11 protein-coding genes are annotated in these 15951 nt (G+C 41.9%); 9 read left to right on the top strand and 2 right to left on the bottom strand.

Features of this window, described 5'->3' with window-relative positions; genetic code table 11:
* Positions 1–501, top strand: a 501-nt coding sequence (locus ACH2DQ_RS19970; protein WP_395028012.1) for a TatD family hydrolase, incomplete at its 5' end; no start/stop codon positions are given.
* A gap of 191 nt (positions 502–692) precedes the next feature.
* Positions 693–1559 carry a 16S rRNA (adenine(1518)-N(6)/adenine(1519)-N(6))-dimethyltransferase RsmA gene (gene rsmA / locus ACH2DQ_RS19965; RefSeq protein WP_394914827.1) on the top strand — a complete coding sequence of 289 codons (867 nt, stop codon included), beginning with the start codon at positions 693–695 and terminating at the stop codon, positions 1557–1559.
* 82 nt (positions 1560–1641) lie between these two features.
* Here the strand turns inward: rsmA and ACH2DQ_RS19960 are convergent, their stop codons facing one another.
* Positions 1642–2790 carry an ROK family protein gene (locus ACH2DQ_RS19960; RefSeq protein WP_394914826.1) on the bottom strand — a complete coding sequence of 383 codons (1149 nt, stop codon included), beginning with the start codon at positions 2788–2790 and terminating at the stop codon, positions 1642–1644.
* A 251-nt stretch (positions 2791–3041) separates the two neighbouring features.
* Here ACH2DQ_RS19960 and ACH2DQ_RS19955 point away from each other — a divergent pair, with 251 nt between their 5' ends.
* The 3 genes from ACH2DQ_RS19955 (at position 3042) to ACH2DQ_RS19945 (ending at position 6983) form a co-directional block, all read left to right on the top strand.
* A complete protein-coding gene (locus ACH2DQ_RS19955; RefSeq protein ID WP_394914825.1) occupies positions 3042–3971 on the top strand; it encodes an alpha/beta fold hydrolase in 930 nt (309 codons plus the stop codon).
* Between the two features lie 71 nt (positions 3972–4042).
* A complete protein-coding gene (locus tag ACH2DQ_RS19950) occupies positions 4043–4750 on the top strand; it encodes a response regulator transcription factor (RefSeq protein ID WP_394914824.1) in 708 nt (235 codons plus the stop codon).
* Positions 4740–6983: a sensor histidine kinase gene (locus tag ACH2DQ_RS19945; protein WP_394914823.1), complete on the top strand. Its 2244-nt coding sequence runs from the start codon at positions 4740–4742 to the stop codon at positions 6981–6983. The genes ACH2DQ_RS19950 and ACH2DQ_RS19945 overlap by 11 nt, the downstream gene beginning before the upstream one ends.
* 65 nt (positions 6984–7048) lie before the next feature.
* Here ACH2DQ_RS19945 and ACH2DQ_RS19940 read toward each other — a convergent pair whose 3' ends face one another.
* Positions 7049–7780 (bottom strand): YesL family protein, encoded by a 732-nt coding sequence (locus ACH2DQ_RS19940; RefSeq protein WP_394914822.1) that lies wholly within the window; start codon positions 7778–7780, stop codon positions 7049–7051.
* Positions 7781–8298: 518 nt separating this feature from the next.
* Here ACH2DQ_RS19940 and ileS point away from each other — a divergent pair.
* The 4 genes from ileS to ACH2DQ_RS19920 form a co-directional block, all read left to right on the top strand.
* Positions 8299–11418, top strand: coding sequence for an isoleucine--tRNA ligase (gene ileS, locus ACH2DQ_RS19935; protein ID WP_394914821.1), 3120 nt, complete (start codon positions 8299–8301; stop codon positions 11416–11418).
* 26 nt (positions 11419–11444) lie between these two features.
* Positions 11445–13901, top strand: coding sequence for a glycogen/starch/alpha-glucan phosphorylase (locus tag ACH2DQ_RS19930; protein WP_394914820.1), 2457 nt, complete (start codon positions 11445–11447; stop codon positions 13899–13901).
* A gap of 253 nt (positions 13902–14154) precedes the next feature.
* Positions 14155–15564 (top strand): SpoIID/LytB domain-containing protein, encoded by a 1410-nt coding sequence (locus ACH2DQ_RS19925; RefSeq protein WP_394914819.1) that lies wholly within the window; start codon positions 14155–14157, stop codon positions 15562–15564.
* Positions 15565–15650: 86 nt separating this feature from the next.
* Positions 15651–15951: hypothetical protein (locus ACH2DQ_RS19920; RefSeq protein WP_395028008.1), on the top strand; the 301-nt coding region annotated here is incomplete at its 3' end.

Here is a 15951-nt window from a genome sequence, read left to right as displayed (position 1 = left end):
GTAGGAGAGATTGGTCTGGATTATTACTGGGACAAGGAGTCCCGGGATCTTCAAAAAGAATGGTTTGTAAGACAGCTTGCCCTTTCTAAAAAAGCAGGTCTTCCGGTGATTATTCACAGCAGGGATGCAGGAAAAGATACTTTCGATATCATGAAAGCAGAACATGCCGGAAGCACAGGAGGCGTAATCCACTGTTTTTCCAATTCCAGGGAAATGGCGCGGGATTATGTTAATATGGGATATTTTATCGGGATCGGCGGTGTCGTTACCTTTAAAAATGCCAGAGTGATGAAAGAAGTTGCAGAATATGTGCCTCTGGAGCAGATCTTAATAGAAACAGACTGCCCATATCTGGCACCCGCCCCAAATCGGGGAAAACGGAATTCATCCCTGTATCTGCCTTATATAATAGAAGAAATAGCACGCATCAAAGGCGTGTCAAAAGAATTAGTAGAAGAAAAAACCTGTGAAAATGCATTGAAGATGTACCAAATCGTATAAAAGAGGTAAGTGTGAAAAATTAAATTTTTTTACACTTTCCATTGGTACAGTGCCATGGAATTGTCTGCGGCATGCAGGAGGTGTAGGTTGAAAGAAAATTAAGATATGGAAAGGAAGCCACAGTGTGCTTCTTTCAACTTTTATTGTGGCAGTATTGCAGACCGGCTCTGTAATATGCAATGGGTGTAAAAATGGATAAATTGTCAAATCCCCAGAAAACCATAGAGGTCATTCAAAAATATGAATTTGCGTTTCAAAAAAAGTTTGGACAGAACTTCTTAATCGATGGTCATGTATTGGATAAAATTATCCGTTCAGCCAATATAACAAAGGATGATTTTGTATTGGAAATCGGACCGGGCATCGGAACCATGACCCAGTATCTGGCGGAAGCCGCAAGAGAGGTGGCAGCAGTAGAGATTGATAAAGCGCTGATTCCCATCTTGGAGGATACGCTGTCCGGGTACGATAATATTACGGTCATCAACGAAGACGTCCTGAAGCTGGATATAAAACAGCTTGTTATGGAGCGAAACGGAGGCAGGCCGGTGAAAGTAGTGGCGAACCTTCCTTACTATATTACAACGCCTATTATTATGGGATTGTTTGAAAGTCATGTACCCATAGACAGCATTACCGTCATGGTACAGAAAGAAGTGGCACAGAGAATGCAGTCCGGACCGGGCAGCAAGGATTATGGAGCACTGTCACTGGCGGTGCAGTATTATGCAGAACCATATATTGTTGCCAATGTACCCCCCAACTGCTTTATGCCCCGTCCCAAAGTAGGAAGCGCCGTAATACGCCTGACCACGTACAAAGAGGCGCCAATTGACGTAAAGGATGAGCGGTTGATGTTCCGCATTATTCGTGCATCTTTTAATCAGAGAAGAAAAACGCTGGTGAACGGACTGAATAATTCACCGGAAATAACCATTTCCAAGGAAATTATTGCAGAAGCAATAGCCGAACTTGGGGTTTCACCAACCATCCGTGGCGAAGCGCTTACGCTTGGTGAATTTGCTAGGCTCAGTAATATCATTTCAGCAAAAGAATAAGCTGTTTGCAGAATATGAAAAATCGGAGATAAAGAAAACCGGGAATAAAGAAAGCATCATGTCTCCTTTATTCCCGGTTTTCTTATGGTTTTAGCACTAATTTATCAATTCCAAGAAAGTTCTTAATGACCACACAGGCGCCGCCCAGCAAAATAGCCGTATCCTGAAGCCCGGATGGCAGGATGGTACAGTATTTATCCATGCGGTTGCAGAGGGAATCCTGGATCTGCGTTGTAATATCCGGGATATACATCGTAAAGGAGCTGTTAATAATAATCAGGTTGGGATTAAAGGTATTCAGGATATTATTAATACCGATTGCCATATATTTTACAAATTGCAAAATAACCTCTCTTGCGTCATTGTCCTGCGCCTGGTAAGCCCGGATCAATGTATCTATAGATACCTCTTCCATGCCTTTGCGCTTGGCGTAATCCATAAGAATTGCCCGTTCGGAAGCATATTGCTCAAAGCATCCATGGTTGCCGCAGGGGCAGGGGCGTCCGTCCGGAACGATGATGGTATGTCCGAATTCCCCGGCATAGCCGTTATAACCTGTGTAGAGCTGATCATCGATCAGAATGCCCATACCGATACCGGAATGTACGCTTAGGTTAATAATATTCGGGTAATTGAAATAAAAAGTACGTTCACCCAGAACGGAAAGGTTAGCTTCATTGTCCATATAGACAGGTACATGAAAATGTTCGGATAAGGCATCCGAAAGGTTATCCTCTTTTATGGAATAGTAAGGGGTGAACATCACGTGATTATGATGAACAACGCCGTGGATACCGATACTGATACCAATGACACCATGAACAGAAGGGGTCAGCTCCTCTATGGTTTTTTCAATAATGGGAATCAAAACAGGAAGAAACTCCTGGCTGCATCCTTTATTTTTGTATTGTTTCACAAAGCAATGGGTTCCCTTTAAGTCCGAGGTAAGTACCGTGATGTAATCCACACTGACATCCAGTGAAATTACATGTCCGCCGGACTGGTTAAGATCCAGAAGGATTGGCTTTCGTCCTTTGTATGTCTGTGCGCTGCCGATTTCAATAACCAGGTGCTCATCAATCAAAACCTGGACAATCGCTGAAATAGTGGCCTTTGTAAGCCCCAGAGCCTTGGCGAGATCCGCTCTTGATATGGGACCGTTATTTACAATGGATTCCAGAACAAGATGGCTGTTAATATCGCGGATTAATTCCTTGCTTCCTGTTATCATATTATCCTCCGTTATAGTTTATTGACTATATTAAGTATATCATAGAAAAGGTAAATAGGACAGTCAAAAAATCATCTTTCGTAATTCTTAAATTTTTTTTTCTTTAATCTATGCTATAATATATTATATTATGGGCTTATTGTATGGAAATGGAAGAATGTGTTTTATTTATAGGAAAAACTGTTTTATTGTGCTGCTTTGAGTCTGAAAAGATATATCTTGTGTAAAATCTAAGAGATGGGGTGGATGGAATGTCAGTAAAAGAACATTTTTATTATTTGTCAGATGATCAGGAAACTAAGATTCATGCTGTAAAATGGATACCGGATGGAGAGATCAGGGCGGTACTCCAGATTGCACACGGAATGGTTGAATTTATAGAAAGATACGATGAGTTTGCCGGATATCTGGCGGACAGGGGCATTCTGGTAACAGGAAATGACCATCTGGGGCATGGCAGCTCCATAAAATCAAAAGAATATTATGGCTATTTTGCAAAAGAGAACGGTAACTGCACACTCATCCGGGATATGCATAAACTCAGGCTTATGACGGAAAAAGAAAATGCGGGAATTCCTTATTTTATACTGGGACACAGTATGGGATCATTTTTGACCAGACAGTATATCTGCTGCCATGGAGAAGGACTTGCCGGAACCATTATTATGGGAACAGGGTATAAGCCGAGATTTGTTGTCAAAGCAGGCATTGTACTGACCTCCATTCTGGCAAAAAGGCATGGATGGATGTACAGAAGCAGACTTGTGGATGCAATGGCGTTTGGCGGTTACAACAGGAATTATAAACCGTCAAGGACAGACCGGGACTGGCTGTGCAGGGATGAGAAAGTAGTGGATGCCTATATAGCCGAAGAGAGATGCCAGTTTTTATTTACACTGAATGCCTATCATAATCTGTTTCACGGATTGTATAAATTAACATATGAGGAATATTTAGACCGTATGCCCAGGGAAATGCCTGTCCTGTTTGTCTCAGGTGAGGATGATCCGGTAGGAGATCAGGGCAAAGGCGTAAAAAAAGTGGCGGAGACATTCAAACAAACAGGAATGAAGAAGGTCTCCTGCATACTTTATCCGGAAGATCGTCATGAAATTTTGAATGAACTGGATAAAACACAGGTTTACCGGGACATTCACCAATGGATAAGCCGGCAGATTTAAAAATCTGGAATATACATTTTGGTACAGGCACCGTTCATTAAGCTCTGAACCAGAAAGAATAGGGAGTTAGCATGTTTAATATACTAGTTTGCGATGATGATAAGGAGATCATGGATGCTGTTGAAATATACTTAAACCAGGAAGGGTATGAAGTCTATAAAGCAATGGACGGGGAGTATGCCCTTCAGACCTTAAAATTGGTAGAAATTCATCTGGTTATTGCGGATATAATGATGCCGAAGCTGGATGGAATCACATTGACAAAGGAAATCAGAAAGACAAGCGGGGTACCGATTATTATTCTTTCAGCAAAATCGGAAGATACGGATAAAATAATGGGGCTTAATAATGGGGCAGATGACTATCTGACAAAGCCTTTTAATCCACTGGAGCTTGTGGCAAGGGTGAAATCCCAGCTCAGGCGTTACACAAAGCTGGGGAATTATGTAAAAGGGGATATCACGGTGATCTATCGGACGGGCGGCCTTGTCATTAATGATGAAGAAAAGGAAGTTACGGTAGATGGAGTTGCGGTAAAACTCACCCCAATTGAATATAACGTACTGCTCCTGCTTGTGAAAAATAAAGGAAAGGTATTTTCCATAGACCAGATCTATGAACAAATCTGGAATGAGGCGGCAATCGGTGCCGATAATACGGTAGCAGTACATATCAGACACATCAGAGAGAAGATTGAGATCAACCCCAAAAGCCCCCGGTATCTGAAAGTAGTATGGGGAATTGGCTATAAAGTAGAGAGTATAGCAGATGAAGAATGAAGAAGTGGAATTAAAAGGCAAGGAAACTGAGTTTCTTGCGGCAAGAAAGATCATAACACTGACGGTAGAATACATGTCGCTAATTATTATTATCTGTTCTTTTATGATCAGTCTCAGCATGATGACTTCCCTGGAGGACTTTCAGAATGCATTTGGTAAGCCTTATCCGGAAACGGCCAAATATGAGACCCAGGTGGAAGAAAAGATCGGGCAGCTGCATGAATTTCTGGAGGGCTGCAATAAATTTGAGACAGACGGGGTCTATGATCCAGATAGAATCGTTGATATAGAAGAATATGCCCGGCATCAGAATATTACGGAAAACCGCAAAGGCGGACTCACTTACCGGCTGCATGATCTGTTGCAATGGGCACAGCAGGGGATAGAACTGGATATGGAGGAAGCATGTTCGCCTATTGGTTATAGAGATATCGGGGAATATGCCCGTGAGACGGGAAAGGACCGGGACAAGCTTTATCTGCATTTGAAAATTGCAATAGCGGGCATCTGGGAAGATGTCTGGCATTATAATACACTTAAAGTAGAATTTAACGGTAAGAATACCAATTTAAAATACATAGTTCTCGATAAAAATAATAAACAAATTTATGGGAACACGAATTTGTCGGAAGAACAGATTCTGAGTCTGGGAACCTATGTAGTGCTGGATTATAAAAATCTGGAGTACGATGCCAATCTGAAATTCAAAAAAAATATATACAGTAATCTGGGAAGAGGGATTTCGCCCAACTGTATCGACAGCCGTTTCATAATCGGAATCGATACGTCATTTCCGGTTCAGGATGAATTCTATGATATGAAAGAACGATATGAGAACTGGATGCCATGGAGCCGTGGGGCTGCAGTTGTATGCGGCATTTTTATGTTCATCTGGCTTTCTTCCATTGGATATTTTACCAATATCTCAGGATATGAAAAAGGGAAATTTAATCTGATGAAAATAGACAGTTTTCCAATCGAGGTGCTGACACTTATAAGCGTTATGGTCATTGCCCTGGGTGGACATCTGGCATATCTGAGCTATCAGAATCTTGGGATTTTCCCTGGAATAGCAGGGGTATTGTTTTCACTGGCTGGCTTTGCAAATGGAATGTTTGTGGTTTGGTATGGCAGCATGGTGCGCCGGGTAAAGGGTGGTGTATTACTAAAATACAGTTTTATCTGGAACATGTGGCGGGAGTTGTACCATATGATTTATAGAAGAAAGATTTCCGTCAGAATTCTAGTCTGGTATATTGGATTCTTGCTTGTGATCCTCCTGGGAATCATTTTTATTACCTGTCTGGGAGTCTGGGGTCTGCCCCTGACAATATTGATAGAGCTGCTTATCGGGATTAACTTAGTAAAGATGACGGTTCAGCAGGATGAAATTTCAACCGGTATAGAGCACATATTAAATGGAGATTTTGATTATAAGATTGATGGATCTAAATTTTTACCCTCCAACAAAAGGCTGTCGGATTCCGTAAATAAAATGAGTAGGAGTCTGGAGTCTATTATTGAAGAGAATACGAAGAATGAAAGGCAAAAGACAGATTTAATTACAAATGTATCCCATGATATTAAAACGCCCCTGACATCTATTATCAATTATGTAGATCTGCTAAAAAGACTGGATTTGTCAGATCAAAAGGCAAGGAATTATTTAGAAGTGCTGGATCAGAAGTCCCAGAGGCTCAAGTATCTGACAGAAGATCTGCTGGAAGCATCTAAAATCAGTTCCGGAAATATCCTTTTAGAATATATGAACATTAATTTTAAAGAACTGATCCTGCAGACAGCAGGGGAATTTGATGACCAGTTTAAAGCAAGGGGGCTGGAACTGATCACCAGCGTTCCGGATCATCCCATTATCATACGTGCAGATAATACACGGATATGGCGTGTCATAGAAAACCTGTATAATAATGTAGTAAAATATGCAATGCCCGGTACCAGAGTATATGCAGCAATTCGCACAGTGAATGAAAAGATGGTTTTTTCCATTAAAAATATATCCGAATATCTGCTTAATATGGAAGCGGAAGAGCTGACGGAGCGTTTTATACAGGGGGATAAATCCAGAAGTACGGAAGGCAGCGGGCTTGGATTATCAATTGCAAGATCCCTTACGGAAATGCAGGGCGGTGAATTCCGAATCAGTGTAGATGGGGATCTGTTTAAAGCAGTATTAATATTTCCAATTGCAGAAGCCGGGATGAACGGTATCTAAACATTAAAACAGCCAGTCCGAGTCAAAAGCCGGACTGGCTGATACAATCATACATCAGTATGTATTTATTCAGATTTTTCTTTTGTGGAACCTGTTGTAGGAGATAAATTCTTAAATGCTGTCGGTTCCATAATCTCAGGGATCTCGTCAGAAATACTTTCCTCATTTTCTTCGTCCGGAATATAATGATCAAAGATCTTCGCGAAGAAATATGAATTAATAAATGCAATCAGTGCAAAACCAATCAGAATCCATACGATCAGACCATAGGCAAATACAATAGGGATCATCAGAGTAGCTCCGGCAGGAACAACAGCAACAATCAGGATTAAAAATGTATATGGAAGATGTCGGATGGACATAAACAGCGAATTCTTGAAGGTGTTCTTAATAGAATTCACAAATTTGGATAAAATCGGGAAAATGTAAGATAATACAAATGCATACACAACTGCAACAACCATAAGACCATAACGCATAACAGTAGTCAGTGTGGATTTCATCTGTCCGGTAATACGGAAATCCATCAGCAGGATAATACCGGCTACGAACATAATCAGCCAGATAATCGTACTCTGCTTGAAATTTTCCTTAAAAGATTTGAAGAAACTCTTTATAATATAGGATTCCTCATTACGCGCCATTTTCAGCGTGACATAATACATAGCCGTACAGGAAGCTCCGATGGTAACAACCGGAATACAGCATATTAGAAATACAACGTTTAACATCATCAAGTCTGCTACCCTGGACATAAAAGTGAAGAACTTATTGTCCATACTAAAAAATCTACCCATTCTAAAATACCTCTTTTAACGATTTATTTGTTTATAACAAATTATATAGGATTATAGGGAAAAATGCAAATAAATAAAGCATAAACTTGGGGAAATGAGCATAACTTACAAATTTTTTTTCCTCCTTGACTTTTTATTCCGTGCTACATATAATGAAAATTAGCAATATATATAGAAAAGACGATGACGAAGACAGTACATTTATAATGCCGGAGAGTATCCGGTGCGAAATTTTCAGCGAGCCGGTGGTGGTGGAAGACCGGTAAGAGTAGGATAAATGGAATATCACTTCAGAGTTTCAGGCTGAATAACAGTAGGCGCTGACGGTTTTCCGCCGTTAACAGGAACGCGTATGTCAGTATGTTGTAACAGGTGGTTAACGAAGTGTATAGCTCTCGTCCTTTTACAGGGATGGGAGCTTTTTTTGGCACATTCATCCTGCAGACTGGAACGCACAGCAGGCATAAAGCAATTTTTAATTACCCAAAGACGTATAAAATTTAAGGAGGAATATATTCATGTATGACAAAGTTTCTACGAATCTTAATTTTGTTGACCGGGAGAAGAAGACAGAGAAGTTCTGGGAAGACAATCAAATTTTTGCAAAGAGTATTGATAACCGCGAGGGATGTGATACTTACACATTCTATGACGGACCGCCAACAGCAAATGGCAAACCTCATATCGGCCACGTCTTAACCCGTGTGATCAAAGACATGATTCCAAGATACCAGACCATGAAAGGGAAGATGGTTCCCCGTAAAGCCGGCTGGGATACCCATGGCCTGCCTGTTGAGCTGGAAGTGGAAAAAATGCTGGGTCTGGACGGAAAAGAACAGATTGAAGAATATGGTCTGGAACCATTTATCAAATATTGTAAAGACAGTGTATGGAAATACAAGGGCATGTGGGAAGACTTTTCTGCAACCGTTGGATTCTGGGCAGATATGGAGCATCCATATGTGACGTATGACAACAACTTTATCGAGTCCGAATGGTGGGCGCTAAAGCAGATCTGGGATAAAGGACTGTTATATAAAGGATATAAAATCGTACCTTACTGCCCGCGTTGCGGAACACCCCTTTCCAGCCATGAGGTAGCCCAGGGATATAAGGATGTAAAAGAACGTTCAGCGATTGCTAAATTCAAGGTAAAAGCCGAAGATGCATATATTCTGGCATGGACAACCACACCCTGGACATTGCCTTCAAACGTGGCACTCTGCGTAAATCCAAATGAGACTTATGTGAAGGTATCCATGAAAGAAGACGGTACGGTTTATTATCTGGCACAGGCTCTTTGCGATAAGGTACTGGGCGAAGAGACCTATGAAGTTCAGGAAACCTATGTAGGAACTGATTTGGAATATAAAGAATACGAGCCATTATTCCCATTTACCACACCGGCGAAAAAGGCTTATTTTGTAACTTGTGATACCTATGTTACTTTAACTGACGGTACCGGAGTGGTTCACATTGCGCCGGCATTCGGTGAAGATGACTCCCAGGTAGGAAGAAGATATGACCTGCCATTTCTTCAGCTGGTAGACGGCAAGGGTGAGATGACCGACGAGACACCATGGGCAGGAACGTTCTGTAAAAAAGCAGATCCCCTCGTACTGGAAGATTTAAAATCAAGAGGACTTTTATTCTCTGCACCCCAGTTTGAGCACAGCTATCCTCACTGCTGGAGATGTGACACCCCTCTGATCTACTATGCACGTGAATCCTGGTTCATCAAAATGACAGCTGTAAAAGAGGATCTGATCAGAAATAATAACACCATTAACTGGATACCCGAAAGCATCGGAAAAGGACGCTTCGGAGACTGGCTGGAGAACGTACAGGACTGGGGAATCAGCCGTAACCGCTATTGGGGAACGCCGCTGAATGTCTGGGAATGTGAATGTGGACATATGCATTCCATCGGAAGCATTGCGGAATTAAAAGAAATGTCGGATAACTGTCCGGAAGATATCGAACTGCACCGCCCATTCATAGATGCTGTAACCATCAAATGTCCTCACTGCGGGAAAGAAATGCATCGTGTACCGGAAGTAATTGACTGCTGGTTTGACTCCGGGGCAATGCCGTTTGCACAGCATCATTATCCGTTTGAGAACCAGGAATTATTCAAACAGCAATTCCCGGCAAACTTTATTTCAGAAGCGGTAGACCAGACACGGGGATGGTTTTATTCCCTCTTGGCGATTTCCACTCTGATCTTTAATGAAGCGCCGTATAAGAATGTTATCGTACTGGGCCATGTTCAGGATGAGAACGGACAGAAGATGAGTAAATCCAAGGGAAATGCAGTAGACCCGTTCGATGCCCTTTCCACATACGGAGCAGATGCGATCCGCTGGTATTTCTATGTGAACAGCGCTCCCTGGCTGCCAAACCGTTTCCATGGAAAAGCAGTAACGGAAGGACAGCGTAAATTTATGGGTACTCTTTGGAATACCTATGCATTTTTCGTGCTTTATGCAAATATAGATGAATTTGACGCTGCAAAATATAGTTTGGAATATGATAAGCTGCCGGTTATGGACAAATGGCTGCTGTCCAAAATGAATACCCTGATTCAGACCGTAGATGAGAACCTTGGCAATTACAAAATTCCGGAATCAGCAAGAGCTTTACAGGAATTTGTAGATGACATGAGTAACTGGTATGTACGCAGAAGCCGTGAGCGTTTCTGGGCGAAGGGCATGGAGCAGGATAAAATCAATGCATATATGACATTGTATACGGCTCTCGTAAATGTATGCAAGGCTGCAGCACCGATGATTCCGTTTATGACAGAGGATATTTACCAGAATCTGGTCTGCAATATCGACAAGACAGCACCGGAAAGCATTCACCTGTGTGACTTCCCCACAGCGGACCTGGCACAGATCGACAAAGACCTGGAAGCAAATATGGACGAAGTCCTGAAAATTGTTGTTATGGGACGCGCATGCAGAAATTCAGCGAATATCAAGAACAGACAGCCCATTGGAAATATGTTTGTGAAAGCTCCTTTTGAATTGCCGGAGTTCTTTGTGGATATCATCAGAGAGGAATTAAATACCAAAAAAGTAACCTTTACAAATGATGTAAGAAACTTTACTTCCTATAGCTTTAAACCCCAGCTTAAAACCGTGGGACCTAAATATGGAAAACTTCTTGGAGGAATCCGCCAGGCGCTTCCCCAGTTAGATGGAAATGCTGCCATGGATGAATTGAACGGAAACGGTTCCATAAAGCTTGACATAAACGGAACTGAGGTTGTATTATTAGAAGAGGATCTGCTGATTGAGACAGCGCAGATGGAAGGATATGTGTCAGAACAGGATAACGAAATTACCGTTGTGCTGGATACAAACCTCACTCCGGAGCTGATTGAAGAAGGTTTCGTCAGAGAGCTGATCAGTAAGGTACAGACCATGAGAAAAGAAGCGGGCTTTGAAGTGACAGACAGAGTCGTGGTTTATGCAAAAGACAATCAGAAGATTGAAAAAATATTAGAAGAGCACAGAGAAGAGATTAAGTCAGAAGTTCTGGCTGATGATATTGTGACAGGCTCTGCAAACGGCTATGTAAAGGAATGGAACATCAACGGGGAGACAGTAACCATGGGCGTGGAGAAGGTGTAATATACCAGAAAACAGGAGGATGGTTCATGAGTAAAAAATTTGACAAGGAAGCATTTATTAACGATGTTAAGGCTAATGTAAAAACCTTATATCGTAAGACGATTGAGGAAGCGACGAAACAGCAGGTATTTCAGGCGGTGTCCTATACGATTAAAGATACAATTATAGATAACTGGCTGGCAACCCAGAAACAGTACGAAGAAGATGACCCGAAGACAGTGTATTATATGTCTATGGAGTTTCTGATGGGGCGTGCCCTGGGCAATAATCTGATTAATCTCACAGAGTATAACGATGTGAAAGAGGCATTAGAGGAAATCGGATTTGATCTGAATGTAATCGAGGATGAAGAGCCGGATGCAGCGCTTGGAAATGGAGGGCTTGGACGTCTTGCGGCATGTTTCCTGGATTCACTTGCTACTCTTGGATATTCTTCCTATGGCTGCGGTATTCGTTACCGTTATGGGATGTTTAAACAGAAAATAGAAAATGGTTTTCAGATTGAAGTGCCGGATAACTGGTTAAAGGACGGCAATCCTTTCGAACTGCGCCGTCCGGAATATGCCAAAGAAGTGAAATTTGGCGGATATGTACGTGTGGTATATGATGAAGAGACCAGAAGAAACCGCTTCATCCAGGAAGGCTGCCAGTCCGTGCGTGCCATTCCTTTTGATATTCCCATTGTGGGATATGACAACCGTATCGTGAATACGCTGCGTGTCTGGGATGCAGAAGCCATTAACGACTTCCAGCTGGATTCCTTTGACAAGGGAGATTACCAGAAAGCGGTAGAGCAGGAAAACCTGGCGCGGAACATTGTAGAAGTTCTTTACCCCAATGACAATCATTATGCCGGCAAAGAACTCCGCTTAAAACAGCAGTACTTCTTCATTTCCGCCAGCGTACAGGCAGCAATAGAGAAATATAAGAAAAAACATTCCAATATGAGGAAATTCTACGAAAAAGTCACATTCCAGTTAAATGATACCCATCCTACAGTAGCGGTAGCGGAATTAATGCGTATCCTGGTAGATGAAGAAAATCTGGAATGGGATGAAGCATGGGAAGTGACAACGAAGACCTGTGCATATACAAACCATACTATCATGGCGGAAGCTCTGGAAAAATGGCCGATAGAGTTATTTTCCAGGCTGCTTCCCCGTATTTACCAGATTATTGAAGAGATTAACCGCAGATTCCTCATTGAGGTTGGCAGAAAATATCCGGGTGACCAGAATAAAGTCAACAAGATGGCAATCATACATGACGGACAGGTGAAGATGGCACATCTTGCGATTGTAGCCGGTTACTCTGTAAATGGTGTGGCACAGCTTCATACCGAGATCCTGAAAAAGCAGGAGTTAAGGGATTTCTATGAAATGATGCCTGAAAAGTTCAACAATAAGACCAATGGTATTACCCAGAGAAGATTCCTTCTTCATGCGAATCCGCTGCTGGCTGATTGGGTAACCGCCCACATTGGGGATGAGTGGATTACAGACCTGCCACAGATTTCCAAATTAAAGATCTATGCAGAGGACAAAAAAGCACAGCAGGAATTTATGAACATCAAATACCAGAATAAGGTCCGTCTTGCCAAATATATTTTAGAGCACAACGGTGTGGAAATTGATCCCCGTTCCATCTATGATGTACAGGTAAAGAGGCTACATGAATACAAACGCCAGCTGATGAACATTCTGCATGTTATGTATTTATACAATACCATTAAAGATCACCCGGAAATGGAGTTCTATCCCAGAACATTTATATTCGGTGCCAAGGCAGCAGCAGGCTACCGCCGTGCGAAGCTTACCATTAAGCTGATTAATGCAGTGGCGGATGTTGTAAATAATGACAGATCTATAAAAGGCAAACTGAAAGTGGTATTTATTGAAGATTATCGTGTATCCAATGCGGAATGGATTTTCGCAGCATCGGATGTATCGGAGCAGATCTCAACGGCAAGTAAAGAAGCATCCGGTACCGGTAATATGAAATTTATGTTAAACGGAGCCCCGACCCTGGGCACCATGGACGGGGCAAATGTGGAAATCGTTGAAGAAGTTGGGGAAGAGAACGCATTTATCTTCGGGCTTAGTGCGGACGAAGTAATTAACTTTGAGAATAATGGCGGCTATCACCCAATGGATTATTTTAACAATGATCAGGATATCCGCAGGGTACTGATGCAGCTGATCAATGGGGAATATGCAAAGGATGACCCGGAACGTTTCCGTGAAATCTACAACTCTCTGTTAAATACCAATAGCAGCGACAGAGCAGATACCTACTTTATTCTGGCTGACTTTAAGTCCTATGCACAGGCACAGAAGAAGGTGGAAGAAGCATACCGCGACGAAGCTCGTTGGGCGAAAATGGCTATTCTGAACGTAGCTAGCAGCGGTAAGTTCACTTCAGACAGAACAATTCAGCAGTATGTGGATGAAATCTGGCATTTGGATAAAGTAGTAATCGAGTAGAAAAAGCTGCTTTTCATCAAGCAGGATATTTTAATATGAAAAGCTTGGTATATTAATTTTATTGCGGGCAATTCGGCAGATGACCGGATTATCTGCAATAAGATAAGTATGCCAGGCTTTTTGTTTTTTCCTTTTTAATAAGTTGCCCAGAGCATAGTTAAAAGTGGAGTTTAAAACAGATAATTAAAAAATTTCCCTGATTTATGCATAATATAGAAATCCGGTAATATACATAAGACAAGGAAGGTGCGCCATGAAGGAAAAAATAAAAAATATTCTAGCATTAATTTTACTGGTCCTCTTATTGCCTTATGTTATTACGGTTCTTATGTCGGGTAAAATAAGACAAACCTATTTGGACAGAGGAGATGATCATTCCTTTATTTCGGTAGAAGTAGACGGAAAAGTACGTGAAGTTAATTTTGAAGACTATGTAATGGGCGTTACAGCCTTGCAGATTCCATCCGCATATCAGACAGAGGCAATCAAAGCTCAGATGGTGGTTGCGAGAACAAATTTGTGTAAAATGCTGGAGGATCACCCAACGGAGCTTTTGAAAGACAAGTACTTAACCGTGGATCAAATGGAGGAACTGGGAATACGTGATAAATTCAGCAGGGCATCCAGGGAAACAAGCGGACAGGTTCTTACCTATGACGGGAATCTGATTTTGGCATCCTATCATGCCATCAGTGCCGGAAGGACAAGAGATGGAAATGATGTTCTGGGAAGACAGAATTATCCTTATCTGGCATCGGTACAGAGCGCACAGGATGTAGAGGCAGAACGTTATCTCCATGCAGAAGTGTACGATCCGGATGAAATATTGCGGATATGCAGAGAGCAGTATCCGGATATGAAAGCATATTACCCGGAAGGAACTGAGGTATCCACTGATATTCCAGCAGACCAGACCGATACAGGAGCCAAAGAAAGCAGAATAGAGGAAGAAGATTACCAGCAGGAAACGGCACTCAATGTAAAAGCAGATGGAAGAGAGAACGTCACCACAACCTGGAATGCAGACCAGGGTGCGGATGCTTTATCCGGGGGTCTGTCAGGAGTAGAAACTGAAATATTAACCGAGGCGGCAGAACCGAAAGCGCCAAAAGAACCCCAGGAAAAGTCGGAAAGTGTATCTGAAACTCCGAGGCAGACAGAAAGTGTATCTGAAACTACCAGGCAGACAGAAAGTGCAGCTGAGACGCAGGCACAGACAGAGGGTACAGCGGAAACCCAGGCACAGACAGAGGGTCCAGCTGAGACCCAGGGACAGTCGGAGTCATCCGGAAACGAACAGCAGGGAACTGATGAATTAAATAAAAATAATCTCTGGGACAATATGGAGATTGAAAGCAACGATGATGCAGGATATATAACAAAAATCCGTATTGGTGACACCGAAATTCCGGGTGAAGAATTCCGCAAATTCCTGAATTTAAATTCCAGCTGCTTTACGATGGAGCAGGTAGAAAAAGGAATCCGTATCACAACAAAAGGGTTGGGACATGGTGTGGGAATGAGCCAATACGGTGCGGAGAGAATGGCTGAATCCGGAAAGCCGTATGATGAGATTTTGCAATATTATTTTAAAGATGTAACGATCGAGATAAATGAAAAACAAAACTCCACAGAGACAGAATCCAATGCCGTAAATTCTTAAATCGATTTTTCAAACATTGTATATTCTTTCATAAACTGGCAATGCTATTGTTGAACATAATTGATCAATAGTACGAGGTGAAGAATATGCAGAAAAAAGATGTTGTAAAGTTTTTTAAGAAAAAAGGAACCATTGTGGCATTGAGTCTGTGCCTGGTGGGAGGAGTAGCAGCAGCTTCCTATTATACAATGGAACTGTCTCAAAATGCAAAAGAAGAAGAACAGAATCTGGTAGATTTGAATGAAGAACCAAAAGATCCGGAACCATCGGATCCGATTACAACAGATAAATCAACACAGTCAGAAGGAAGTACAAAAGAAAACGGTAATAAAAATGCTACTTCCGGCGATTCTAAAAATCAGACGGAATCAGATGCTTCCAAACCTA

Source organism: Robinsoniella sp. (genome assembly GCF_034124845.1).
The sequence above is the reverse complement of the archived record's forward strand: the minus strand, read 5'-3'. Positions and strand labels throughout refer to the sequence as shown.

Bases quoted from the DNA above. Each gene is read 5' to 3' on its own strand.
- ACH2DQ_RS19955 (WP_394914825.1), top strand. From the start codon at position 3,042: ATGTCAGTAAAAGAACATTTTTATTATTTGTCAGATGATCAGGAAACT.
- ACH2DQ_RS19930 (WP_394914820.1), top strand. From the start codon at position 11,445: ATGAGTAAAAAATTTGACAAGGAAGCATTTATTAACGATGTTAAGGCT.
- ACH2DQ_RS19945 (WP_394914823.1), top strand. From the start codon at position 4,740: ATGAAGAATGAAGAAGTGGAATTAAAAGGCAAGGAAACTGAGTTTCTT.
- ACH2DQ_RS19940 (WP_394914822.1), bottom strand. From the start codon at position 7,780: ATGGGTAGATTTTTTAGTATGGACAATAAGTTCTTCACTTTTATGTCC.
- ACH2DQ_RS19950 (WP_394914824.1), top strand. From the start codon at position 4,043: ATGTTTAATATACTAGTTTGCGATGATGATAAGGAGATCATGGATGCT.
- rsmA (WP_394914827.1), top strand. From the start codon at position 693: ATGGATAAATTGTCAAATCCCCAGAAAACCATAGAGGTCATTCAAAAA.
- ACH2DQ_RS19960 (WP_394914826.1), bottom strand. From the start codon at position 2,790: ATGATAACAGGAAGCAAGGAATTAATCCGCGATATTAACAGCCATCTT.
- ileS (WP_394914821.1), top strand. From the start codon at position 8,299: ATGTATGACAAAGTTTCTACGAATCTTAATTTTGTTGACCGGGAGAAG.
- ACH2DQ_RS19925 (WP_394914819.1), top strand. From the start codon at position 14,155: ATGAAGGAAAAAATAAAAAATATTCTAGCATTAATTTTACTGGTCCTC.